The sequence below is a fragment of the Pseudomonas sp. TE3644 genome (assembly GCF_056278815.1).
This window is the reverse complement of sequence record NZ_JBWBQF010000001.1, coordinates 363,506-385,501: the sequence shown is the minus strand read 5'-3', so window position 1 is coordinate 385,501 and position 21,996 is coordinate 363,506. Positions and strand designations below refer to the sequence as shown.

The 21,996-nt window shown below is 63.7% G+C and carries 21 protein-coding genes; 8 read left to right on the top strand and 13 right to left on the bottom strand.

The genetic code is table 11. The features are described 5' to 3' along the window. The first annotated feature begins 83 nt into the window (after positions 1–83). The gene (locus ACZ9GA_RS01700) at positions 84–959 is read left to right on the top strand and encodes a helix-turn-helix transcriptional regulator (protein ID WP_457357579.1); all 876 of its coding nucleotides are present in this window, start codon (positions 84–86) and stop codon (positions 957–959) included. Here the strand turns inward: ACZ9GA_RS01700 and ACZ9GA_RS01695 are convergent. Genes ACZ9GA_RS01695 through ACZ9GA_RS01685 form a run of 3 tightly spaced genes read right to left on the bottom strand, consistent with a single transcriptional unit; the run spans position 948 to position 3,126 of the window. Further along, positions 948–1,277, bottom strand: a complete 330-nt coding sequence (locus ACZ9GA_RS01695) for a DUF3325 domain-containing protein (protein ID WP_457357581.1) — start codon at positions 1,275–1,277, stop codon at positions 948–950. The two genes, ACZ9GA_RS01700 and ACZ9GA_RS01695, sit on opposite strands and share 12 nt — an antisense overlap. After that, positions 1,274–2,824, bottom strand: coding sequence for a PepSY-associated TM helix domain-containing protein (locus tag ACZ9GA_RS01690; protein WP_457357583.1), 1,551 nt, complete (start codon positions 2,822–2,824; stop codon positions 1,274–1,276). The genes ACZ9GA_RS01695 and ACZ9GA_RS01690 overlap by 4 nt, the downstream gene beginning before the upstream one ends. After that, entirely contained in the window at positions 2,821–3,126 is a 306-nt protein-coding gene (locus tag ACZ9GA_RS01685; protein ID WP_457357585.1) for a DUF3649 domain-containing protein, read from the bottom strand. The genes ACZ9GA_RS01690 and ACZ9GA_RS01685 overlap by 4 nt, the downstream gene beginning before the upstream one ends. Before the next feature lie 313 nt (positions 3,127–3,439). Here ACZ9GA_RS01685 and ACZ9GA_RS01680 point away from each other — a divergent pair, with 313 nt between their 5' ends. From ACZ9GA_RS01680 to ACZ9GA_RS01665, 4 genes are all read left to right on the top strand, one after another. Beyond that, positions 3,440–3,844 carry an HPF/RaiA family ribosome-associated protein gene (locus ACZ9GA_RS01680; RefSeq protein ID WP_457357587.1) on the top strand — a complete coding sequence of 135 codons (405 nt, stop codon included), beginning with the start codon at positions 3,440–3,442 and terminating at the stop codon, positions 3,842–3,844. A gap of 274 nt (positions 3,845–4,118) precedes the next feature. Next, entirely contained in the window at positions 4,119–4,448 is a 330-nt protein-coding gene (locus tag ACZ9GA_RS01675) for a DUF3509 domain-containing protein (RefSeq protein WP_457357589.1), read from the top strand. 84 nt (positions 4,449–4,532) lie between these two features. After that, on the top strand, positions 4,533–6,002 hold the full coding sequence (locus ACZ9GA_RS01670) for a polymorphic toxin type 46 domain-containing protein (RefSeq protein WP_457357591.1): 1,470 nt from the start codon (positions 4,533–4,535) through the stop codon (positions 6,000–6,002). Further along, the gene (locus ACZ9GA_RS01665; protein WP_457357593.1) at positions 5,999–6,283 is read left to right on the top strand and encodes an immunity protein Tsi6 family protein; all 285 of its coding nucleotides are present in this window, start codon (positions 5,999–6,001) and stop codon (positions 6,281–6,283) included. Before ACZ9GA_RS01670 ends, ACZ9GA_RS01665 begins: the two co-directional genes overlap by 4 nt. On the opposite strand, the gene ACZ9GA_RS01660 is transcribed toward ACZ9GA_RS01665, so the two are convergent. After that, the gene (locus ACZ9GA_RS01660) at positions 6,280–6,768 is read right to left on the bottom strand and encodes a phosphate-starvation-inducible protein PsiE (RefSeq protein ID WP_457357595.1); all 489 of its coding nucleotides are present in this window, start codon (positions 6,766–6,768) and stop codon (positions 6,280–6,282) included. The two genes, ACZ9GA_RS01665 and ACZ9GA_RS01660, sit on opposite strands and share 4 nt — an antisense overlap. Before the next feature lie 206 nt (positions 6,769–6,974). Here ACZ9GA_RS01660 and ACZ9GA_RS01655 point away from each other — a divergent pair, with 206 nt between their 5' ends. After that, positions 6,975–7,238, top strand: a complete 264-nt coding sequence (locus ACZ9GA_RS01655; protein ID WP_027979086.1) for a YebG family protein — start codon at positions 6,975–6,977, stop codon at positions 7,236–7,238. A 98-nt stretch (positions 7,239–7,336) separates the two neighbouring features. Here ACZ9GA_RS01655 and ACZ9GA_RS01650 read toward each other — a convergent pair whose 3' ends face one another. From ACZ9GA_RS01650 to ACZ9GA_RS01635, 4 genes are all read right to left on the bottom strand, one after another. Beyond that, a complete protein-coding gene (locus ACZ9GA_RS01650) occupies positions 7,337–8,440 on the bottom strand; it encodes a dihydrolipoamide acetyltransferase family protein (protein ID WP_457357597.1) in 1,104 nt (367 codons plus the stop codon). Positions 8,441–8,450: 10 nt separating this feature from the next. Beyond that, entirely contained in the window at positions 8,451–9,437 is a 987-nt protein-coding gene (locus tag ACZ9GA_RS01645) for an alpha-ketoacid dehydrogenase subunit beta (RefSeq protein WP_457357599.1), read from the bottom strand. Further along, the gene (pdhA, locus tag ACZ9GA_RS01640; protein ID WP_457357601.1) at positions 9,427–10,527 is read right to left on the bottom strand and encodes a pyruvate dehydrogenase (acetyl-transferring) E1 component subunit alpha; all 1,101 of its coding nucleotides are present in this window, start codon (positions 10,525–10,527) and stop codon (positions 9,427–9,429) included. Before pdhA ends, ACZ9GA_RS01645 begins: the two co-directional genes overlap by 11 nt. 104 nt (positions 10,528–10,631) lie before the next feature. Further along, entirely contained in the window at positions 10,632–11,651 is a 1,020-nt protein-coding gene (locus ACZ9GA_RS01635) for a Leu/Phe/Val dehydrogenase (RefSeq protein ID WP_457357603.1), read from the bottom strand. A gap of 212 nt (positions 11,652–11,863) precedes the next feature. Here ACZ9GA_RS01635 and ACZ9GA_RS01630 point away from each other — a divergent pair, with 212 nt between their 5' ends. Then, positions 11,864–12,685, top strand: a complete 822-nt coding sequence (locus ACZ9GA_RS01630; protein WP_457357604.1) for a SirB1 family protein — start codon at positions 11,864–11,866, stop codon at positions 12,683–12,685. A gap of 3 nt (positions 12,686–12,688) precedes the next feature. On the opposite strand, the gene maiA is transcribed toward ACZ9GA_RS01630, so the two are convergent. From maiA to hmgA, 3 genes are read right to left on the bottom strand one after another with little or no spacing between them, the layout of a single operon-like run. Then, on the bottom strand, positions 12,689–13,318 hold the full coding sequence (maiA, locus tag ACZ9GA_RS01625; protein ID WP_457357606.1) for a maleylacetoacetate isomerase: 630 nt from the start codon (positions 13,316–13,318) through the stop codon (positions 12,689–12,691). A gap of 13 nt (positions 13,319–13,331) precedes the next feature. After that, complete coding sequence (gene fahA, locus ACZ9GA_RS01620; RefSeq protein ID WP_457357608.1) at positions 13,332–14,615, bottom strand: fumarylacetoacetase; 1,284 nt, start codon at positions 14,613–14,615, stop codon at positions 13,332–13,334. Further along, entirely contained in the window at positions 14,612–15,922 is a 1,311-nt protein-coding gene (gene hmgA / locus ACZ9GA_RS01615; RefSeq protein WP_457357610.1) for a homogentisate 1,2-dioxygenase, read from the bottom strand. Before hmgA ends, fahA begins: the two co-directional genes overlap by 4 nt. A 120-nt stretch (positions 15,923–16,042) precedes the next feature. Between hmgA and ACZ9GA_RS01610 the strand changes: the two genes are divergently transcribed. Beyond that, positions 16,043–16,825 (top strand): IclR family transcriptional regulator, encoded by a 783-nt coding sequence (locus ACZ9GA_RS01610; RefSeq protein ID WP_457357612.1) that lies wholly within the window; start codon positions 16,043–16,045, stop codon positions 16,823–16,825. Here ACZ9GA_RS01610 and ACZ9GA_RS01605 read toward each other — a convergent pair. Together ACZ9GA_RS01605 and ACZ9GA_RS01600 are read right to left on the bottom strand one after the other, a co-directional pair. Next, positions 16,816–19,623, bottom strand: coding sequence for a hypothetical protein (locus tag ACZ9GA_RS01605; RefSeq protein WP_457357614.1), 2,808 nt, complete (start codon positions 19,621–19,623; stop codon positions 16,816–16,818). The genes ACZ9GA_RS01610 and ACZ9GA_RS01605 overlap by 10 nt on opposite strands. Positions 19,624–20,194: 571 nt before the next feature. Next, the gene (locus tag ACZ9GA_RS01600; RefSeq protein ID WP_457357616.1) at positions 20,195–21,871 is read right to left on the bottom strand and encodes a DUF1302 domain-containing protein; all 1,677 of its coding nucleotides are present in this window, start codon (positions 21,869–21,871) and stop codon (positions 20,195–20,197) included. Positions 21,872–21,996: the final 125 nt, after the last annotated feature.

Sequence of the window (21,996 nt, the reverse complement as noted above, 5' to 3'; positions counted from 1 at the left end):
CTTGCGGATTCTTGCGCATTTTGTCCCTTGGCCACTCCCAGCTCGCGCGCAAGCGCGTACGATGCACGCAGAGGACCACGCCCATGACCGCCAACCCCCACATCCAGGTTTTCCAATGCCTGCACCGTTCCCCCCACGCGCGCCTGGAGCAGAGCGCGACCCTGGGCGACGGGCTGGTGGCGGCGTTGTGGAACAACCGGCACGACGCCCAGCATTACGACGCGCCCAGCCATCACACGCTGTCCTGCTACCTGGCAGGCGGCACCGGCACTTTCAGGGCCGATGCACCGGACCGCAAGGGCGCACCGGATCGCTTGTGCACCCTGCCCGCCGGGCATGATTCGGGCTGGGTGATCAACGGTGAGCTGCGCCTGGCACATGTGTATTTCAGCGAGCAGCATTTCGCATTGGGCTGCGTGACCTTGCTGGATCGCGAGCCGCGGGAAATGCAGTTGCAGGAAGGGACTTTTCTCGAAGACCAGCGCCAGGCCGAGCGTTTTCGCCAGTTGATCGCCCTCGATTGGCAAGAGCCGGGCGATCGCCTGCTGGGCACCAGCCTGGCCCATGAGTTGATCAGCCACACGTTGTTGAACCAGGCCGGACTGCGTCAGGGGTTGCAAGTCAAAGGTGGCCTGGCGGCGCATCAGCGTCGCCGATTGGTGGATTACATCGACACCGCCTTGGACCAGCCCCTGACCCTGGGTGACATGGCCGCGCAGTGCAGCCTGTCCGAGTACCATTTTGCCCGCATGTTCAGCGTCAGCTTCGGGTTGCCACCGCACCAGTACGTGCTGGCGCGGCGCATGGCGCGTGCCTGCCAGCTACTGCGCGGCAGTACCCAGGCGCTGGGCGACATCGCCCTGGCCTGCGGTTTTGCCAGTGCCAGCCATTTCAGCAACCGTTTCCGCCAGACCATGGGGGCGGCGCCCGGCGTTTACCGCGCAGCCCTACAGGGCTAAGCCCAGCAGCGGCGCCGCTATTACGCTGGCAGCGGCCATGCCCAGGGCCAGACGCGGGCGATACGGCAGCACGAACACCAGCACCATGACGCTGGCCATCAAGGCGGCAAACCAGTGCACCAGCCCCATGCTCCAACCACCATCGGCCCCCACCGCCAGCCACAGGGCGGCGGCCAGCAGCAGCACGGCCATCAGCCGCAGCCCCCAGCTGATGCGTGGTTGCAGCGGGCGTCCCACCAGTTCCCGATAATGGCGCTCCATGCCCAGGCACAGCCCGGTGAAGCCTGCGTAGCACAGCAACCCGATGATCAGCATCATGAAGGCTCACCTTCGACACTCAGCGCCACCTTGCGCGCGCTGGTGGCAGGCGCCTGCCGCCACAGTTTGCGCACGGCCCACGCCAACAGCAGCCCCCAGCCCAGCGCCGTCAGGTCGACCCCGGCCATTGCCCAGTCGCCCGCGATCAGCGAGTGGTCCAGGCCGTGGGCAGTGGTCAGTGCGTTGAGGATGGGCAACCCCATGAATAGCAATGTCGCCAGCCCCAGTTGTTCCAGCCACGCCTGGCGGGCGGGGCGCAGGGCGGCATGCACGGCCGACAGGCCCCAGAGGGAGAAGAACACCTTGATTTCCACGGCGGCGCGCCCCGGCATCTCCAGCGGCAGCAAGCGATTGGCCCAGAAGAAGCCGATCACCGCCAGCATCAGCCCCGCCATGCTCATCACGTTCAGCACAGCCACCAAGCGCAGGTGGGAAGGCTGCCGCGCGCTTTTGGCATGCTTGAGCTGACGCTTGCCCAGCCACATCACCAACCCGGTGCCGATCATGGCGGTGCCGCCCACGCCGGCGAGGAAGTACAGCCAGCGCAACCCTGCACCGGCGAAATGCCCCATGTGCAAACCGTATAACCCGCCAGCCAGCATCAACGGTATCGTGTTGACCCGGCTGTCACTGCGCAGTGCGCCGGTGACGCCGTCGAACACCAGGCCGTAGCCGACCTGGTGCACGATGCGATCGGCGCCATGACGGGCGAACACCACGGTGGCATTGGCATCGCCGGGATGGTCGACCTCCACCAGGCCCAGGTGGCTGTCAGGCTCCTGTTGATGGAACCGCGCATAGAGATCGGCCAAGGGCGCCAGCGGCGCGGCCTGCCCAGCTGCCTCGGGGTTCTTGCTGGTGGGCATCAACTCCTCGTAGATCGTCGCGCTCTGCGCCCCGTACTGGGCAAGGATGTTGGCGGGCAGCAGCATGACCATGAAAATCACCAGGCTGCTGTAGGCGATCATCAGGTGGAAGGGCAACACCAGCACACCAATGGCGTTGTGGCCATCCAGCCACGAGCGCTGCCCCTTGCGCGGCCGGAAGGTGAAGAATTCCTTGAAGATTTTCTTGTGGGTGATGATGCCGCTCACCAGCGTCACCAGCATCACCAGCGCGCATAAGCTGGCCAGCCACCGCCCCCACGGATAAGGCAGTTGCAGTTGAAAGTGGAAGCGATAGAAAAACTCGCCGCCCATGGACTGCCGGGCGGTGATCGGCTGACCGGTGCGGGCATCGAGGCTGACCTGCTGGAAGCTTGAATCACCGCGATACATCAGCGAGATATCCGGCCGGCGCTCGTCCGGCACGTTGATGTACCACACCGGTGCCTGCGCCGCATTGGCCTGCAGATAGCGCTGGGCATGGGCCAGGCTGGCCGCATCATCGCGCGGATAGGCCGTGATTTCCGGGTGTGTCCAGTGGCTGATCTCCTCCTTGAAATACGTGAGGGTGCCGGTGAGAAAAATGGCAAACAGCAGCCAGCCGAACACCAGCCCCATCCAGGTGTGCAGCCATGCCATGGCCTGGCGGAATCCTTCCTTCATGACAGTCGCATCCAATAGAACAGGCCATAACCGGCCGACAGCAGCACACAAGGCACCAACAGCCCCAGCCACGCACGCCAGGCGCTGCGGCAGGCGAAGCACCACAGCACGGCCACCACATACACCAGAAACGACAGCATCATGCCACTGACCATGGCCTCTGCCCGCACCATGGGCAGCAGCGCCGCCAGGCAGATGCCCGCCAGCGAAGCCAGCACGTAACCGCCCAGGGTCGCGGCAACGATGCGCGAGCAGACGCCCAGGCGGTAGGCAACCGGCACGGCGGCGGTGGTCTTTTTCATGGCACAGGTTACGCCCTGGAATGATCAGGCAGCGATAGTAATGATAAATATTCTCATAGGCAAAAATATGCACATCCTTGTAGCCGCTGCCGAAGGCTGCGCTGGCCCTGTCATTCACTCCAGATACCCAGCGTACACAAGGGCCAGCGCAACCTGCGGCAGCGGCGACAGAGACGGCAGTGTCTTCGTTACCAAATATTTTTCTTCATCAAGGGGTTGAATTGTTGGCTCAACTGCCTGACCTTGTAGTCAAGAGGCGCTGATTTCCACCCTCGGCGCATCTCTTGCGAGCTAGCTGAATAAGGGATGAACTATGCAAATCCAAGTCAATAGCGACAACCATATTCAAAGCAGCATCCGACTGGAGGAGTGGGTACGCAGTACCGTCGAAAGCACGCTCGACCGCTACGAAGAGGACCTCACCCGCATCGAGGTTCACCTGGCCGATGAGAACGGCGACAAGCCCGGCCTGCACGACAAGCGCTGCCAGATGGAAGCGCGGCCAAAAGGCCATCAACCGATTTCCGTGACCCACAAGGCCGCCACGCTGGATCAGGCAGTGGATGGCGCCGCTACCAAACTTCATCATGCCCTGGAACACCTGTTCGGCAAGCTGCGCAGCAAACGTGCAGTCAGCAGCCAGAATGGTGCAGGTGATAACCCCGACGCCCTGTTACAGGAAGAATTCCTGGAAAACGAACAGGTGCTCAATAGCTAGACACAACCTGTAACGAAAGAAGGCGAGCCCACATGGCTCGCCTTTTTCATGCCCGCAAATCCCCGTAGCCGCTGCCGCCAGGCTGCGCGGGCCTTCGAATACACCGTGAATTTCAATGTTGGGATACGGGCCAGCGCAGCCTGGCGGCAGCGGCTACGGGCGTGAGGTGGATTGCGGGCATGGGGCTTGCTTTAACCCAATGGTCAGGGTGGGCGAACTAACGTGCAAACACCCAGTCAATTGATGCACGTCTTATATCTTCAGGTGACACACCATGGATAACCCCTTTCAAGCGATCAGTGATGCATTCCAGCCCGAATACCGGGTCAACCTCAGCATCGAGCGTCTGGACGGCAGCATCATGCTGACCCTGTCCAATGAAACAGGGGTAGTGGCCAAACGGATGATAAGCGCCGAGCAGCGCAACGACCCCAAGCGCGTAAAGCGCCTAATCGAGAGCATCAAGTTCGGCATTGCCATCGAGCGCGGCCACAGCGCCATCGAGATTCTGGCAGCCATGACTGACGGCGACGCCCTTAACCTGCCCGCCCCGCCCGCCAAGGGCTGGCTGAGCAACAAGCCGGGGCTGCAAGTCGGCATCTGACGAGCTTTATTGCCTGGCGTTGCAACCCCGGCCCGTTCATGATGAGGTTGAACCTGCAACCTCATCATGGACAGCAGCACCGCAATGGACCTTGCCACGCACATCCCCACCTGGGCGGAAATCGAGCGCAACCTGAACCACAAGTTCAGCGACTTCCACCACACCTTGAATCACGGCCTGAGCAGCGCCAGCAGTGGCTTGCACGCCAGCTGGAACGGCATCAGCCAACGCCTGGAACACGGCGCCAGTCACGTCTACGCCGAACTCGGTGGCCAGCGCATCGACGCCGTGCGCCAAGCCATGCAGCGCTCCTATCCCCTCATCCACCATGACCTGAGCCAGCGCTGGGCAAGCATCAATATCGACGAAATCCTCGATGTGCTGCTGGGCCTGGTCAAGCAGGTGGCGTTGATTCTGGGCGGCAGCGTGACCTTGGGCAGCATCGCCGGTGGCGTGGCCGGTGGGGTGCTGGGGGGTGGCGTCGGCGCAGCCCCTGGCGCCGTGGCCGGGGCGGGCGTGGGCTTGGAGATCGGCAACCTGATCCTGTTGGGCCTGGGGCTATCGGCCATCGCCGAATATTTTTACACCGGCCTGCCCGCCTGCCTGGAAACCTTGCAGAACGGCATTGTCACCGCCTGGCGGGTCGACAACAAGGCCAGCGGCAGCCGCCTGGAAGCCGGTGGGGGTCACGCCAGTACACGCCAGGCACGTATCGACCAGGCGGCCCGACAACTGGCGCGCGGCCAGGAGCAACTGGTGATGCTGCTGTTGACCGCCATCGTCACCTACCTCACCCGCGGCCAGCTCAAGGGCGCGCTGACCAGCAGCGCCGAAGGCATTGCCGCGCGCTCGGCGGTGCTGCAACAGCAGATCAGCGAAAGGCGCCTGGCTGACTGGCTGGCGCGCAATGAACAGAAGTTACTGGCCGAGCGCTCGTTGCAGCCACGTACCAGCGCGCCGGTGCAGCAAGCCGAAGAGCCGATTCGGTTGCGGCCCAAGGCTGAGCAGGCCAAGCCCGTGGACCCTGTGGAACCGCCAGGCGAGCCGGTAAAGGCCACCCAGTCACGCAGGGAGTACCTGAACCAGCGCTACAAACGCACGGGCGACCTGAACCGCGATATCAACATTCGCGCCAACCGCCAGCTGGCGGCCAACTTCTTCAAGGAACAGGGCTACAACGCCAAACAGACCGCGTCCTACATGAACGGCCTGGACTTCAACTATCCCGTGGAGGTTCAGACATTCAACAGCAGCAAGAACCTGTGGCAATATCAGTCACCGGGTGCGCCCCAGGGCAATTGGTACTCGCTGAGCCCGACCGTGCAGCCCACGCAGCTGGGCATCAGTCCCATGGGTACCAACCGCGCCTTGAACACCATTGAGCCCAAGGTGCTCAACAGCTACCAAACTGCCGACAAGGTAACGGTACTGCGCAGTACGTCTGCAAAGGTGAATGACACCTGGTCCGTGGAGGGTCAATCATTCCCCACCGAAGGCGGCGCACAGCAACTGTTCTCCAATCAAAAAAACCTGTTCAACCCAGGAAGCCCATGAACGCTCTAGACTTCATCGACAAAGCCATCGCCCTGAGCCAGGACCGCTACCGCAAAATCCCTGGCTTCAAAGTGTACGGGTCGGTCCTGAACCAGCTCGAATTCATCAAGGCCATCCTTGAGGGGCGCGAAACCGACAAGTCCCGCTTGCACGACCTGACCTTGGGGGCCATTGCCACGAAGGAATTCGGGGAAACCGACCCCGAATTGTCCGATGCGTTGATCGACGCCTACTACATCGCCGATCAGATGGCCCGGGGCCTCAAGGTGCAGTTGCCTTAAGTCTCGCCTTTCTCTTCAGTCAGCGCGCCCTTGGTGACCGCGTCCGGGTCCGGGACCTTGGCCGAGGGGTACTGCGAGGAGGCATACCGCACCACCAGAATCGCGAACGCCAGCAACAGGATCGCGCCTGACAGATACACCACGCCCAGGTCAGCCGGGCCGTGGTGCGACACGTCGGAGATCAGCAGGCGGGTCAGCGCGGTGATCGCCACGTAGATCAGGAAGCGTACCGGCATGTGATTGGTCTTGAAATAAATGCCAACCATCGCCCCCAATTCCAGGTAGATGAACAGCAACAGAATGTCATCGACCGTGATGTTGCCCTTCTCCACCATCCCCAAAAACGCCATGACGGCAGCCCACGCGGTGATGGCACCGATGGCGAACAGCGCCAGGTAATGGAACGTCTCGACCAGCAGGTTGCCCAGCGAGCCAGCCAGATGGTGGACATTCTTGCGCATGGCATCAGCCCAATTGATTTTCACGGTGCAGGTTCCTTGACTCGTGGGTATCGGATGCTTTCATTGTGCATCAGTGGCCTGACCTTGCGGTGACGGCAATTTGTCTCACCCTGCTACAACCCTGAGGTAATTTGCCACTATTCAGCGGCAGCAAAATCCCTTATCCTTCCACTGTATAAACAACCAGTGGTCGAAATCGACAACTTTCGTAAAGGCATGTGAGGTGGTGAATGGCCGTCGAAGTGGTATACCGCAGCAGCCGAGATCTGGAGCGCCTGTTCATGGATAAAGCCGAAGCTGACCGTCATGACAAAATGCTCGAGCTCGCTGAACTGCTCGCAGAAGTCCTGAAAAAGGCCGTCCCGTCCCTGACCGAGCAACAGGTTGAAGACGCGGGCATCTACATGGCCAAGAACCGTGACGTGTTCGCCAAGGCGTTCAAGAGCCAGCCCGATGCGCTGAATGAGCTGATCAGCGGCGAAGGCGCGGAATAACCGTAGCCGCTGCCGCCAGGCTGCGCTGGCCCTGGGCCCCACTGTAGATCCTCAGTGAACGCAAGGGCCAGCGCAGCCTGGCGGCAGCGGCTACAGGGTTACGGCTTCTGTAGTTCCTCTACCAACGCCCGCATGAACCGCGCGGCCTCCCCGCCCGTCACCGCCCGGTGATCGAAGGTCAGCGACAGCGGCAATATCGGGTGCACCACCACCTGCCCCTCCACCGCCACCGGCTCCTCACGAATTCCCCCAGCACCAATGATCGCCACTTGCGGCGGCACCACCACGGGATTGGCGTAACGCCCAAACAAGGTCCCGAAGTTGGACAGCGTGATGGTCGCCCCCATCATTTCCCGCGGAGGGATGGACCGCGCTTTCACATCCGCACGTAGACGGCTCATGCCCTCTTTCAAATCCTCGGCACTGCGGTTGCCCACATCGCGCAGCACCGGCACGAATAATCCGTCGGGGGTGTCGACGGCGATCCCCAGGTCGAGATTCTGATGGGTGCGAATGGACAGGCTGCGGCCATCGAACCAGCTGTTGAGCACCGGTTCCACTTTGCACGCCGCCGCCATGGCCTTGCCCAGGCGGATCAGCGGGTCGCGGGCCTGGCCCCAGCGGTGCAGGTCGGCGTCACCAAAGATGGTGACCGGCACAACCTCGGCATGGGACTTGGCCATGTTGAGGGCCATGCTGCGGCGCACCCCGCGCAGTTTTTCACCACCGAAGCGGTCCTGGGCGCTTTGGGCGGCGGCCTCGACATCGGCGCGGGTGATCAGGCCTTCACTGCCTGAACCGCTCAGAGCGCTCAGTTCAACGCCCATCTGCCGGGCCAATTGGCGTACAGCAGGGGTGGCACGAGCGGCCAGGTGTTCGCGTGTAGAAGGCGCAGCCCCCACGAAGAAACGGTCTTCGCTGGCATTGCCGCCCCCCTCCAGACGGCCCACCACGGTGCCGGCATCGGCTTCGCCTTCGTAACCCAGCAAAGGCTCGCCCACATGCAGAATGTCGCCTTCGCCGCCGAAAGTCTTGGCCACCACGCCGTCATAGGGCGCCGGGATGTCCACCAGCGCCTTGGCGGTTTCCACTGACACCAGCAGTTGGTCGGCCTTGACCGTGTCGCCAGCCTTGACGTGCCATTGCACGATTTCGGCTTCTTGCAGGCCTTCGCCCAGGTCGGGCAGTTTGAAATATTTCATCGCAGCCTCCTCAGGCGTAGTTCAGCACGGTGTCGCAGGCGTGGAGAATGTCCGGCACGGCCGGGATGTACAGCTGTTCAAGCTTGTACAGCGGTGGCGGGATGTCCGGGGCCGTGACGCGCTGGATCGGCGCTTGCAGGTCCAGCAGGGCGCGTTCGTAGAGGCTGGCGGCGATTTCCGCGCCCACCCCGCACGAGCGCGGCGCTTCGTGGACGATCACGCAGCGCCCGGTCTTGCGCACCGAGGCTTCCAGGGTGTCCAGGTCCAGGGGCTTCACGCAGGCGACGTCGATGACTTCCGCCGACACACCGCGCTCGGCCAGTACGTCAGCGGCCTGCAGGGTTTCGTGCACACTGGCGCCCCAGCTGATCAGGGTCAGGTCGCTGCCCTCGCGCAGGGTGAAGCACGTGTCCAGGGGCAGGCGTTTGCCGTCGTCCACCAAAGGTTGCGGGTTCATGCGGTACAGGCGCGTGGGCTCCAGGAACAGCACCGGATCAGGGTCATCGATGGCCGCCAACAGCAGGCCGTAGGCCCGCGCGGGCGATGATGGAATCACCACGCGCAGGCCGGGAATGTGCGCGAACAACGCCTCGGTACTTTCACTGTGGTGCTCGGGGGCCCGAATGCCCGCGCCCATGGGCGTGCGCAGTACCATGGGGCAAGTCAGGCGCCCCCGGGTGCGGTTGCGCATTCGGCTGGCATGGGACACCAGGTGCTCCATGGTGGCGTGGATGAAACCCATGAACTGAATTTCGACAATCGGTTTGAGACCCTGGGCGGCCATGCCGATTACCAAACCGGCAAGCATGGTTTCGGCCAGGGGCGAGTCGATCACACGCTTGAAGCCGAATCTGTCGCGCAGGCCTTGGGTGGCGCGGAACACGCCGCCGTTGACGCCCACGTCCTCGCCCAGCACCACCACGTTGTCGTCCTCGGCCATGGCGCGGTGCATGGCCAGGTTCACGGCCTCCAGCAGGCTGATTTTTTCACTGTTCATGGTCTTGCCCTCCCTGACGACGTGCCACCCGTTCCAGGAATTCCTCGCGCTGGTCGGCCAGCACGGCGGGCCACTTGGCATAGACATGGTCCATGACCGACTCCGGCGCCTGGGTGCCGGCGGCGTCGAAGTTGTCCACCGACTGCTGCACCAGCGCCTGGCACTCGGCAATCAACGCCTGCTCACGCCCCTCGTCCCACACGCCCTGCCCGGCCATGAACGATTGCAGGCGCTTAATGGGCTCTTCCTGCCAGGCCTGCTTGACCTCCTCGGCGCGGCGGTAGCGGGTGGCATCGTCGGCGGTGGTGTGGTCGCCCAGGCGGTAACTCAGGCATTCGAGCAACACCGGGCCCTTGCCGTGGCGGGCACGCTCCAGCGCTACCTGAATGCGGTCGTATACGGCCAGGATGTCGTTGCCGTCCACCTGCTCGCCATGAAAGCCCGCGCCGATGGCTTTCTGCGCCAGCGTCGGCGCGCCGCACTGGATGCGCCGGGGCACCGAGATGGCCCACTGGTTGTTGTTGATGACGAAGACCACGGGCAACTGCCAGGCACCGGCGACGTTCAGGGCTTCAAGGAAATCGCCCTTGCTGGTGGCGCCGTCGCCGCAGGTGGTCACGGCCACGCGGTGCTCGCCACGGATCTTGAACGCGCTGGCCACGCCGCAGGCATGCAGGGCCTGGGTGGCGATGGGCACGCACAGGGGAAAGTCCTGGGCCACGGCAGGTTCGGCGTAGTCACTGCCGCGCTCGTCGCCGCCCCAGTACAGCAGGATTTCTTCCATGCGCACGCCGCGCATCAGCTGCACGGCGGTGTCGCGGTAATAGGGAATCAGTACATCTTCGGGGTGCATCAGGCTGCCGATCGCCACGCCGATGGCTTCCTGGCCCAGGGTGGGTGCGTAGGTGCCGATGCGGCCAGTGCGCTGCAAGGCCACGGCTTTCTGGTCGAACAGGCGGGTCAGCACCATCTGGCGGTACAGGCGGGTCAGCAGGTTGAAGTCGTCAGCCCAGTCGGGCAAAGGGCCAAGCAGGCGGCCATCGGGGGATAAATAGCGGGTGAAGCCAAGGTCGATCTTGTTGGATGTCATCGCACAACTCCTGACACACGGGGTACGTGTGGTGGTCATGACCCGCCGCTTGTGGCCGCAGGTCTTGTCGGAGCTGGCGCCGGTCAGGCGCCGGCTCGCTTGAATCAGGCGTAAATCAGTTTCTCCGCCAGTGTCTCGGCCACCCGCGCCGGTGAGCGCTTCTCGGCCTGGGCATGGGCGAACACTTCGGTCAGGCGCGTGCCGATGCGCGCCAGATGGGCGGTGATGGTGCCCACCTCCTCGCCCTGATGCTTGAGGGCGACGTAGATCAGGCCACCGGAATTGATCACGTAATCGGGGGCGTAGAGGATGCCGCGTTTTTCCAGCTGGTCGGCCACAGGCAGGCTGGTGAGCTGGTTGTTGGCCGAGCCTGCGACAGCGGCGCAGCGCAGTTGCGACACGCTCTGGCCATTGAGAATGGAACCCAGGCCGCACGGGGAAAAAATATCGCAGGGTGTGCTGGCCAGCGCTTCGGGCTGAACCGGGTGCGCGCCCAACTGCTCCATGGCCAGTTGCACCTTGCCGGGGTCCAGGTCGCTGACCAGCAGTTCGGCACCGGCGGCGTGTAGCTGCTCGGCCACCGCGTAGCCGACATTACCCAGACCCTGCACGGCAATGCGCAGTCCCTCTAGGTTGTCGGTACCCAGGCGGGCCATGGCGGTGGCGCGGATGCCGGCGAACACGCCCATGGCCGCATGGGGGGATGGATCGCCTGCGGCGGTGGTGCTGGTGACATGCCGGGTGTGTTGCGCCACGCAGTCCATGTCAGCGGTGGACGTGCCGCTGTCGACGGCAGTGATGAAGCGACCGTCCAGGGTCTCGATGAAGCGCCCGAACGCCTCGAACAGACCGGCACGGTTTTCCACGTGCGGGCTGCGGATGATCACGGCTTTGCCGCCGCCGAATGGCAGGCCGGCCAGGGCCGCCTTGTAGCTCATGCCCTGGGCCAGGCGAATGGCATCGACCATGGCGCTTTCGTCATCGGGGTAAGCCAGGTAGCGACAGCCACCGATGGCAGGGCCGGCGCGGCAGTTGTGAATGGCGACCACGGCACGTAACCCGGTAGCCGGGTCGACGGCCAGGTGCAGCGCATGGGTGCGGGTACTTTGCATGAGAGCGAACATCGACTGGCTCCCGATCTTGTTGTACCTCCAGTGTAGTCCACGCCCCGGATTTGCCCCGTGATCCATCTTTGTAGCCGCTGCCGCCAGGCTGCGCTGGCCGGTGTGAACCTGACAGATCCTGGGTGGGGCTCAGGGCCAGCGCAGCCTGGCGGCAGCGGCTACACGCGCCGCGCTACTGGACGAAATCGCGGCACAGGGCTACAAGAGAAGCTATGAAGCCCACCGTGAACGCCCCACGCCAGGCCTGCCTGACGTGCCTTGAGCAATCCCCGCCCGCAACTTTCGAGGCCGCGTTGTGGATCGCTGCCGAACATGAAAAGGGCTTTGTACCGCAGCGATGCGATGAGCAATTGCGCGAGCTGCAACTGCAGATCAGCGTCGGCCTGCCCATGCTGCCGGTCAGCGAGCTGGCGCAGCCGCTGCTGCGCAGGCTCAATGCCCTGGGTTTTGTACAGGATGATTTTCATCCGCTGCGCCCCCAGGCGGCGCTGCTGAACAAGGTGCTGGAACGCAAGCGCGGCCAACCCCTGGCGATGGCGCTGCTGGCCCTGGAAATGGCGCGGCGGCTGGACATCCCGCTGATGGGGGTGAATTTCCCCGGCCATTTCCTGCTGCGCGTGCCCGGTGCCGACCATCAACTGGACCCCTGCGGCGGACGACGCCTGTACCCTACCGATTGCCGCGACCTGCTGGGCCGCCAGTTCGGCCCGCAGATCCCGTTGCTGGCCGAACACCTGGCACAGGCAAGCCCGGTGCAGATGCTGCAACGCCTGTCGCGTAACCTGCGCCAACTGCACAGCAGCCACGAAGACCATGAGGCGGCCCTCAAGGACGCCGAGCGTGTATTGATGCTGGGGCCACCCAGCGCCGCCGACTATGTGGCGCGCGCCGGCATCTACCAGCGCCTGGAATGTCCGCGCGGCGAACGCTTCGACCTTGAGCACGCGCTGCTGCTCAGCGAAGACCCCATCCAGCGCCTGCGCCTGACCACCCGCCTGCAGGAATTGCCACCTGCCCCCTCGTCACTGCATTGACCGCTACGGCGGCGTATCCGGCTGGCAGGAGGGATGTGCCAAGGCAAAGGCCGGGTGCCCGGCTGCCAGCGCCGCAACGCGGCTGATCCGCGGCCACGCCGCCAGCGAAACCTTGAAACGCTCGGCCGCATACACCTGCGGCAGCAGGTACAGGTCCGCCAACCCCGGTTCCGGCCCCAGGCAATAGCCATGGTCGCCAATCAAGGCTTCCACCGCTGCCAGCCCCTGCCCGATCCAGGCGGCGATCCAGTCCTGCACCTGCACCTCGTCTTGGCCCAGGCTACGCAGCCGATTCAGCACGCTGACGTTGTGCAGGGGGTGGATATCGCAGCCGATCAATGCAGCGATGCCCCGCGCCCGTGCCCGCAGTACCGGGTCAGCGGCCAGCAACGGCGACTGGGGATAACATTCCTCCAGGTATTCGATGATGGCTGCCGACTGGATCAGTACCTGCCCATCCTCAAGGGCCAGTGCCGGCACCCTGCCCTGCGGGTCGATGGCAAGGTACGGCGGCTGGCGTTGCTCGCCCGCCAGCAGATTGACCGGTATCGCCTCATACGCCAGGCCCTTCAGCGCCAGCGCGATGCGCACCCGGTACGACGACGTGGAACGGTAGTAGGTATAGAGCTGCATGATCGCATCCCCCTCACGTTGCCGCGATCACCCGCCCACGGCATTCACCGAAGCCGATGGACACCTGCCCCGGCGCCGAACAGCGCCCGCGCAGAATCACCTCGTCGCCATCTTCGAGGAAGCGCCGGCTCTCGCCCGAGCTCAACGTCAGCGCCTGCTTGCCGCCTTCAGTGATCTCCAGCAGGCTGCCATGCTGGCCCGCCGACGCGCCCGACAGGGTACCGGAGCCAAACAGGTCGCCCGGCTGCAATTGGCAACCGTTGACGCTGTGATGGGCCACCAGCTGCGCCACGGTCCAGTACATGCTGCGGCTGTTGCTCAAGGCTATGCGCTCGGGCGCCCGCCCCTTTTCGCGCATGCGCGCGGTTTGCAGCAACACCTCCAGTTCGATATCCAGCGCCCCCTGGGCCTGGTCAACCGAATGCCACAGGTACGGCAACGGCCGCGGGTCGCCCTCGGGGCGCGGCGCCTGGGGGCAACGGAACGGCTCAAGCGCCTCGGCGGTGATGACCCAGGGCGACAGGCTGGTGATGAAGCTCTTGGACAGGAACGGCCCCAGCGGCTGGTATTCCCAGGCCTGGATATCCCGTGCCGACCAGTCATTGAGCAAGCAGAAGCCCGCTACATGGTCGTCGGCCCGGTCAATGGCAATGCGCTCGCCCATGGCATTGCCCGCGCCTATCCAGATGCCCAGTTCCAGTTCAAAGTCCAGCCGTGCGCAGGGGCCAAAGCTGGGCGCCTCCTGCCCGGCTGGCAGGGTCTGCCCCACGGGGCGCCGAACCTGCGTGCCGGACGGGCGCAAGGTGGAAGCCCGGCCGTGATAACCGATGGGCACGTACTTGTAGTTGGGGAGCAAAGGGTTGTCGGGGCGGAACAGCTTGCCGACGTTTTTCGCATGCTCGATGCCCACGTAGAAATCGGTGTAATCGCCGACCCGGGCCGGCAACGACATTTCACAGTCGGCCGCCGGGTGCAGGCATTGCTGCACCACCCCCCGGGTTTCGCTGCCATCGATCAACAAGGCGGTGAGGCGCTCACGCAGGGCCAGGCGCGGCGTACGGCCCAAGGCGAAGAACGCGTTCAACTGCCCGCCTTCGCAGGCCAGGGCGGCGATGGCCGCCTCGCCCTGCACCAGGCCGGTGGCCAGCAGCGCCTCCAGGTCCAGGATCGAATCGCCAATCGCCACCCCGGCGCGCGGCTTGCCGCCGGGCGGGCTGAAGATGCCCATGGGCAGGTTCTGCAAGGGGAAGTCGGCGTGGCCGTTGGCGCTGGCAACCCAGCTGTGCGGATGATTCATGCGTCTCTCCGGTTCGGGTTGAAGGTGCTGGGCAGGCTGGCCCAGCAATCATCATAGCGGGGCTGCAGTTGCGCACACTCCAGGGCGTGGCGGCTGGGGCGCAGCACCTGGCTGGTCTCGAACATGAACGCCATGGTCTGCTCGATGCGCGCAGGCGCAAGTTCGACAGCCATGGCCCGGGCGCAGGTTTCGGCGTCGGGGCCGTGGGCACTCATGCAACTGTGCAGCGATGCGCCGCCAGGCACGAAACCCTCGGCCTTGGCATCGTAGGCGCCCTGGATCAGCCCCATGTACTCGTTCATCAGGTTGCGGTGGAACCAGGGCGGTCGGAAGGTGTTTTCCGCCACCATCCAGCGCGGGGGGAAAATCACGAAGTCCATGTTGGCCATGCCGTGCACGCTGGTGGGCGAGGTCAGCACGGTGAAGATCGAGGGATCGGGATGATCGAAGCTGACCGTGCCCAGGGTGTTGAACAGCCGCAGGTCATATTTGTACGGCACGTTGTTGCCGTGCCAGGCCACCACATCCAGCGGCGAATGATCGAGCGTGCAGCCCCACAGCCGTCCCATGAACTTCTGCACCAGCGCCACCGCGCCGCTGGCGTCCTGATAGTGCGCCACCGGCGCCAGGAAGTCCCTGGGGTTGGCCAGGCCGTTGCTGCCGATCGGCCCCAGGTCGGGCAGGCGCAACGGCGCGCCGTGGTTTTCCGCCAGGTAGCCACGCGCCTCTGCGTCGAGCAGCTGCACGCTGAATTTCAGCCCCCTGGGGATGACCGCGATTTCCAACGGTTCGATGTCCAGCACGCCCAATTCGGTGAGCAAACGCAAACGCCCCTGCTGCGGCACCAGCAGCAACTCGCCGTCGGCGTCGTAGAACACCCGCGTCATGTCGCGGTTGGCGGCGTAGTGGTACAGGCTGACACCCGCGGGCGCGTGGGCATCGGCGTTGGCGGCCATGGCGACCCAGCCGTCGATGAAGTCGGTGGCGGGCACGGGCAATGGCAGCGGATCCCACCGCAGGCGGTTGGGGGTGGGCTCGCCCAGGGGGCCACCCTGCAATTGCCGGTTCAGGGGTTCGAAGCGCGGATGAAGGGCAGACGGGCGGATGCGATACAGCCAGGTGCGCCGCGCTTCGCTACGAGGGACAGTAAAGGCCGTGCCGGAAAACTGCTCGGCATACAGACCGTAAGGGGCTTTCTGCGGGGAGTTGCGCCCCACCGGCAGCGCACCGGGCAAGGCCTCGCTGCTGAACTCATTACCGAAGCCGCCTTGATAGCGCGGCGAGCCGGTGCCAGGAAGCAGGTCCATGAAACCTCCGACGTTGGGGTGCTATTATTTTTATCGTAATCCAATTACGAATAACGTAATTTGATCAACCCAAGTCGTCAAGTTATAAAGACGCCCACGTGCCCCCGAGACCACCCCGCCATGCCAGCCCCCACGCCTCCCGCCGAAGCCGTCAACAAACAGAAAGTCCGTTCGGCCGAGGTCGGCACCGACATTCTCAAGGCGCTGGCCGAACTCACCCCCTCCACCTCGCTGTCACGCCTGGCCGAGCATGTGCAGATGCCGGCCAGCAAAGTGCATCGCTACTTGCAGGCGCTGATCGCCAGCGGTTTCGCCGAGCAGAACCCGGCCACCAACCATTATGGGTTGGGGCGTGAGGCACTGCGCGTAGGCCTGGCCGCCCTGGGCAGCATGGACGTGCTGAAGCTGGCGGCACTGCCGCTGTCGGACTTGCGCGACGAGCTCAATGAAACCTGCTTTCTGGCGGTGTGGGGCAACAAGGGCGCCACGGTGGTGCAGGTGGAGGCAGCGGTGCGTGCGGTCACGGTGGTGACCCAGGTGGGATCGGTGTTGCCGTTACTCAGCTCGTCCACCGGGCTGGTGTTCGGGGCGTACCTGCCCGAACGCGAGACCCAGGACCTTCTCCAGCAGGAGTTGCCCCGGGCGACGCCTGCCCAATTGGAAGCAGTACAGGCCACCCGCGCAACGATCCGCGAGAGTGGCCTGCACCAGGTGCATGGCTTGTTGCTACCGGGCGTAGACGCGCTGTCTGCCCCGGTGTTCGATGCCTTGGGGCGCATCGTCGCCGTGTTGACCGTGGTCGGCCCGACCTCGATGTTTCACGCCGATGCCCACGGGCCGGCGGCCGCCCGGTTGCTTGCCACCAGCCAGGCCATCAGTTGGCGGATGGGCCATTACGCCTGAAGCCAGGCATGCGTCGGCGCGTCACCTTTCTCGGCGATCGTGACCGAGCGCAGGTAGCTGTCCAGCTCGTCCTGCAGGCGGCCGGAGAAATTGTCGATCATCTTCTCGGCCAGATCCGGCGGCGGCCCCTTGAACAGTTTTTCCAGGAATAGCTCCTGGGGCTTTCCGGCAACCCCAACCACCGATGCCACGCCCAGCGCCGCGTCCAGCAAATGCCAGGCGGCCTGCGCCCGGTCGGCGTAGCGATAGGCCTCAACCGCCTTGTAGAGATCGATCAGCACCTTGGTAACGCCCAGGGCCATGCGCGCCGGGGGGAACGGCAGCGCCAGTACACCCAGGGCCTGGAACATGCGCTCGATCACCAACGCCGAAAAGCGCTCGGCCTTGCTGACGGTGCTGGCGTCCACGTCGCGCAGAATGCCGAGAATCATCGCATCGTGTTCGCTGGTGAAACTCGACACCAGGCCATGGACGCCGACGCGACTGGCGATGAAATCGCTCGAATAACCGGCGTTGGCGAGCTTGTCCAGGAACCGGTCGAATCGAGGCAGGTGCTTGAACGGCACCCGGTCGCGCAGGTAGGGCCCCAACCCATCATGCTCGATGGCCTTGCCCAGGTCGGCAATGGAGCGGAACCAGACCCCGTCCGGCGCATGCGGCGTATACACCACATCCACATGGCCACCCTTGACCACGTCACGGAACACGTACACGCCTTGAACCTGCTCATCCTTGACCTGCAGGTGATATATACCCGCCTGTTGCTTGCCCTGGGGCATAGCGCTGCTGCTCACCGCGCCCAAGTCGATGGGCCTGCCCGCTTGCAGCACCCTCGAGCGCGCATCGATGCGCTGGCGCTGCTGCGGGTCCAGTTGCAGTTGCAGCCGGGCACGGTCCAGTTCCAGTTGAGTGATGCGCACATGCAGCTGCGTGCGCCAGGCTCTCTGGTCGGCCGCCGGGTCGAGGAACATCTGCTGGAGGGTGCGCGTGTAATCCTCGGGTACATCGTGGCTGGCAAGGAACCTGGCCATGAGGTCTGCCACGATGCCGCGCTCGGCGTTGCCCACCTTGGCAGTGGTTGCCACCGGCAACTGCGCCACATCGGTACCGCCGGCCACGCCATTGATGGCGACCCAGACCAGGCTGCGCCATTGCCCATTGATCTGCAGCTCGAACCGATCGACGTCGTAGCGGCTGGAAGAGTGGCTGTACTTGGGGTCGCTATCGAAGGCGGCCTGCAAGGTCTGGCGGGCATAGTCGAGCAAGGCCGGGATCCGGGTGATGGCCCGGTACTCTTTGGTCAGGGCCGCGATGTCATTGTCCAGGCGGGTGAGTGTCTGACGCTCGGCGCGCCCGGCGGTGATGTACCAGTCAGGGGTCAGGATCTGTGATTCGTCAATCACCCGCACGGTTTGACGGTAGGCCATCAGCGCTGCCATCTGGCGCCATGAGGCAAACACCGAGTGGTTGAGTTTCACCGATTCGGGCTTGACCACGTGCGGGGTCAACGCGACGCGCTCCATGAACAACGACAGGCGCGCACGGTCCGACCAGGCCACCTGCGCCAGCAGGTATGCCCTGCCGGCGGCCGTCCCCATCCAGCCACCGATGGTGTCCAGTACTTGCTTGCTGCTGTTGCACTTGAGCCAGTCGGCGCCATCGGGTGAGTGAGGCGCGTAGAGCAGGAAAGCCTCGCCCCCGGTGTCGGCATACTTGAGCACCAACACATCGGCCAGCATGTATTGATCACTGTCCAGGTGGACAAAGTAGGTGCCGATGCCGCGCTGCTCGGGTGGCAAGGAAGCGTCGCGCAAGTCGTCGAATGTCGCCAGCAACGACGCAGGGATCACACCCTGCAGCCGGGCGCCGTGCAAGCTGTTGGACAGCCGGGCAACCTGCAGATCCTGCATGGCGTTGATCAGGTCGTCGTCAGTGTGGCGGTCGCGCAGCAAGCCCGGGTAGACGATGCGCAATTCATGCTGTTGCACGATTTTGCGCACAATCTCGGCAGTCAGCCCCCCGGCCTGGTCAGCGTCGGCCACCTGGAGCCTGGGCGGGTTGCCCGGCTGATCAGGAAGGCCGTTGATCGCCAGCTTTGCAAGCGTCAGCTGTCGCTGGTGGGTCAGCGTTCGACCGCCAAGCACCGTGCTGGTTTGCAGCGTCACTTTCACGCGCGCAGGGTCACGGTCGATCCCATATTTACCCAGTTCGTCGCGCAAATAGGCCAGGGCGAAGACCTCGTTGTCCTTCAGCTTGCCAACCTTGCCATCAACCGCCTCAAGGCATTGTGCGTAATGTTTGCCACGGGCGGAGAACTCCGCCTGATCCTCGGCGCTGGCATATTTCAACCAATCGGGTGTGTGCGCCTGGCGCATCGCCGACAGGCACTGCAGCCACTTGCGCGACAGCGCCGCTTGGAACCCAACCAGGCCACGAACCTGCTCGGCCACGGTCTGGCGGCCCTCCTGGGTGGTAATCGCCGCCAATTGCTCGACGATCGTCGACAGGCCGTCGTACTGAGCGGACTGCAGGGCCGCCACGCGCTCGCTGAATACATCCTTGCTCGATAGCGCAAAAGAGAATCTGGGCGCCTCGCCAGCTTGCAAGTGACGATTGACGCGCAACTGCTGGGAATGGCTCATCATGCCAAGCAACGTTTGCCACTGCGCAGCCTGGCCGAAGATCAACGTCAGGTGCTGTACCACGTCTTGCTGCGAGGCAAAGCGCTGAATGGCACCATCACGCGGCAACAACCATACGGCCTGCCCGACCGCACCCGAGGGAACGGCAGGGTTCATGACCATTTCAATGGGTAGCCGAATAACTTCCCTGGCCAATGACATGTTCACGGCATAGGCTTGACCTGGTGCAGTTGCACGCAACATGGCGCCCAGACTGTCGGCTTGTTCCCAAGTAACTTTCTGCGTTTCTTTCATCCAGCGCAGTTCTGCCAGCGCGGTATCACGAAGCAGCTTGATCAATACATTCCCGACACTTCCCTTATAGTCGGCGCCTATATCGGGACATGGGCCATCCCAGAATTGCTTCACCTGTTCCCGGTACTGGGCAAGCGCCGTTTCACCCACGGCGCCTTGCACTGGCAAGCCCGGGGAATGCATCAGCAGCACGCTGGTGGAAGCGAATAATTGGATCAGCTCCCGGTCGGCAGCGGTGCTTGCAGACAATGGGTCCATCATGCAGTTTCTCCTTGTTTTCACAATATTCCGAAGCTCGAAGCAGCTCCAGGCATGCGCTATGAAACAAGTAAAAAACTGCGCCCGCGGTATAACTATCTATTGGCCATTGTGCGCGAGTGTTTTCCATTTAAACGACGAGGGGAATATCCCCCCGCCAGACGCTGCATGGATCCTAAAAGTTCACGCCTATTGTTAATGAAATATAATCACGGTCTTTCAACGTATTATATTTCCCACCCGAAAATTCGGTGTAAGCCAGGCTGGCGGTGTAGAGCTGCTGGAAGTTCGCGCCCACCCCCAGGGTCAATGCCTTGGCCCCTTGGTTGAACAGGCCATTGGGGCCATAACCCGTGACGTCGTGAGACCAGCCCAGGCTCGGCTTGAGGGTAACGCCCGGCCACACGTTCGCGTACTCCAGCTGCGCGCGCGCCCTGTAACCCCACGCGTTGCTGGTGACGAAACCTTGATTGCCCGCCGTGCCGAATACCGCATCGCGCCCCAGGCGATCGCTGCTGGAGATATCGTCCACATGCACCCAGGCAGCCTCGCCGACCAGTGACAGACGCTCGGCGCCCAGCACTTCATCAAAGTCCTGGCTCAGGCTGCTTTGCAATTGGGTGATGGCCTTGCGCTCGTAACCACTGTTGACCTGCCCCGCCGGGCCATACAGCGCCTGGGTCAGGTCCGCCAGATTACGTTGCACCGGCGCGTCGGGACGGTAGCTGAGTTCGCCGCGCCACGTGGCACCGGCGGCCAGCAGCGTGGAGAAACTGGCACCGTATAACTGGATGTCCTGCGGGTACTGCAGGTTGTAACTGCCATCGAGCAGGGTGGCATCTGCGGCCTGGCTACTGGTCAGGGTGCCCAGCCCGGCTGGGATGCCGACGCCGTTGCGGGTCTGGATGAACGCCTGGCGGCTGTGATAATTCATGAAGTAGAAGCCGTAGTCGACGTCATCGACCTGCCAGTGCAGGGCCGTGCCCCACTGGCCGCCATCGCGGGCGCGCTCATCATGGCCACGGGGCACCACCACGCCTTCGCTGGTGACCGCATAGCCGGCACCCTGCTGGGCCGGCAACGTTGAGGCCACGGTGAAACCACGACTGCAGCCGCGCGCGGTGATGTCATCAGCGAAGTAAGTGCCGCAGTTTTCCGCCTGCGAAGCGTCCCACTGCAACTGGTAGAACGCATCCAGGGTCAGGGCGTCGGTCAGGCTCTGGGACACATAGAGCAGGTTGGTGGGCAACAGGCTGTCGCTGACCTTCTCGCCCGGCTGGTGCAGGGTGGACAGGTCCACCGGGTTGATGCTGTTGATCGAGTTGCCGATGAACACGCTTTCGCCCCAGTTCACCACCTGGCGCCCCACCCGCACGGTGCCCGGCTGATCGGCCACGCTGTAGTGGTGATACACATAGGCATCCAGCCATTGCCCGCCAGCGGCCCGGGCACCCTCTTCGCGCCCCTGGTCGCTGATCGACTTGAACTGCTGAGCGCCGTCCTGCTCGGCGAAGTCATACCAGTAGCGACCGCGCACGTACACGCCGCTGTCGCCGTATGTGAGGGTCAGTGCATGCTCGCCTTGCAGGCGTTTGGAAAACGCCTGGCCGGCTTTGAAATTCAGGCGCCCATCATCGCCAAGGCTGGAATGGCCGCTGCCGCCATTACTGGCACCCACCAGGTGCTGATCGGGATTGCGCAGCCCCCAATCGGTGGTAAAGCTCAAGGTGGTGTCGAATTGCCCCTCCACGTCACCGACGTTGAACGGCAGCGCTTGCGCCGTGCCGCACGCTGCGGCGGCAACACTGAAAGCGAGGGAAAGTGCTTTGAACGGCGGTCGTTTTGGCGGCATGACAGGACTATTACAGTGGCGGTAATAGTCATTGTCGCAAACTGGTATTTTTCAGGCTACAACCAGGGCTTATTATTTATTCAGTCGCCCAGGGAACTAACCTGAACCCCAAGGGTTAATGATGA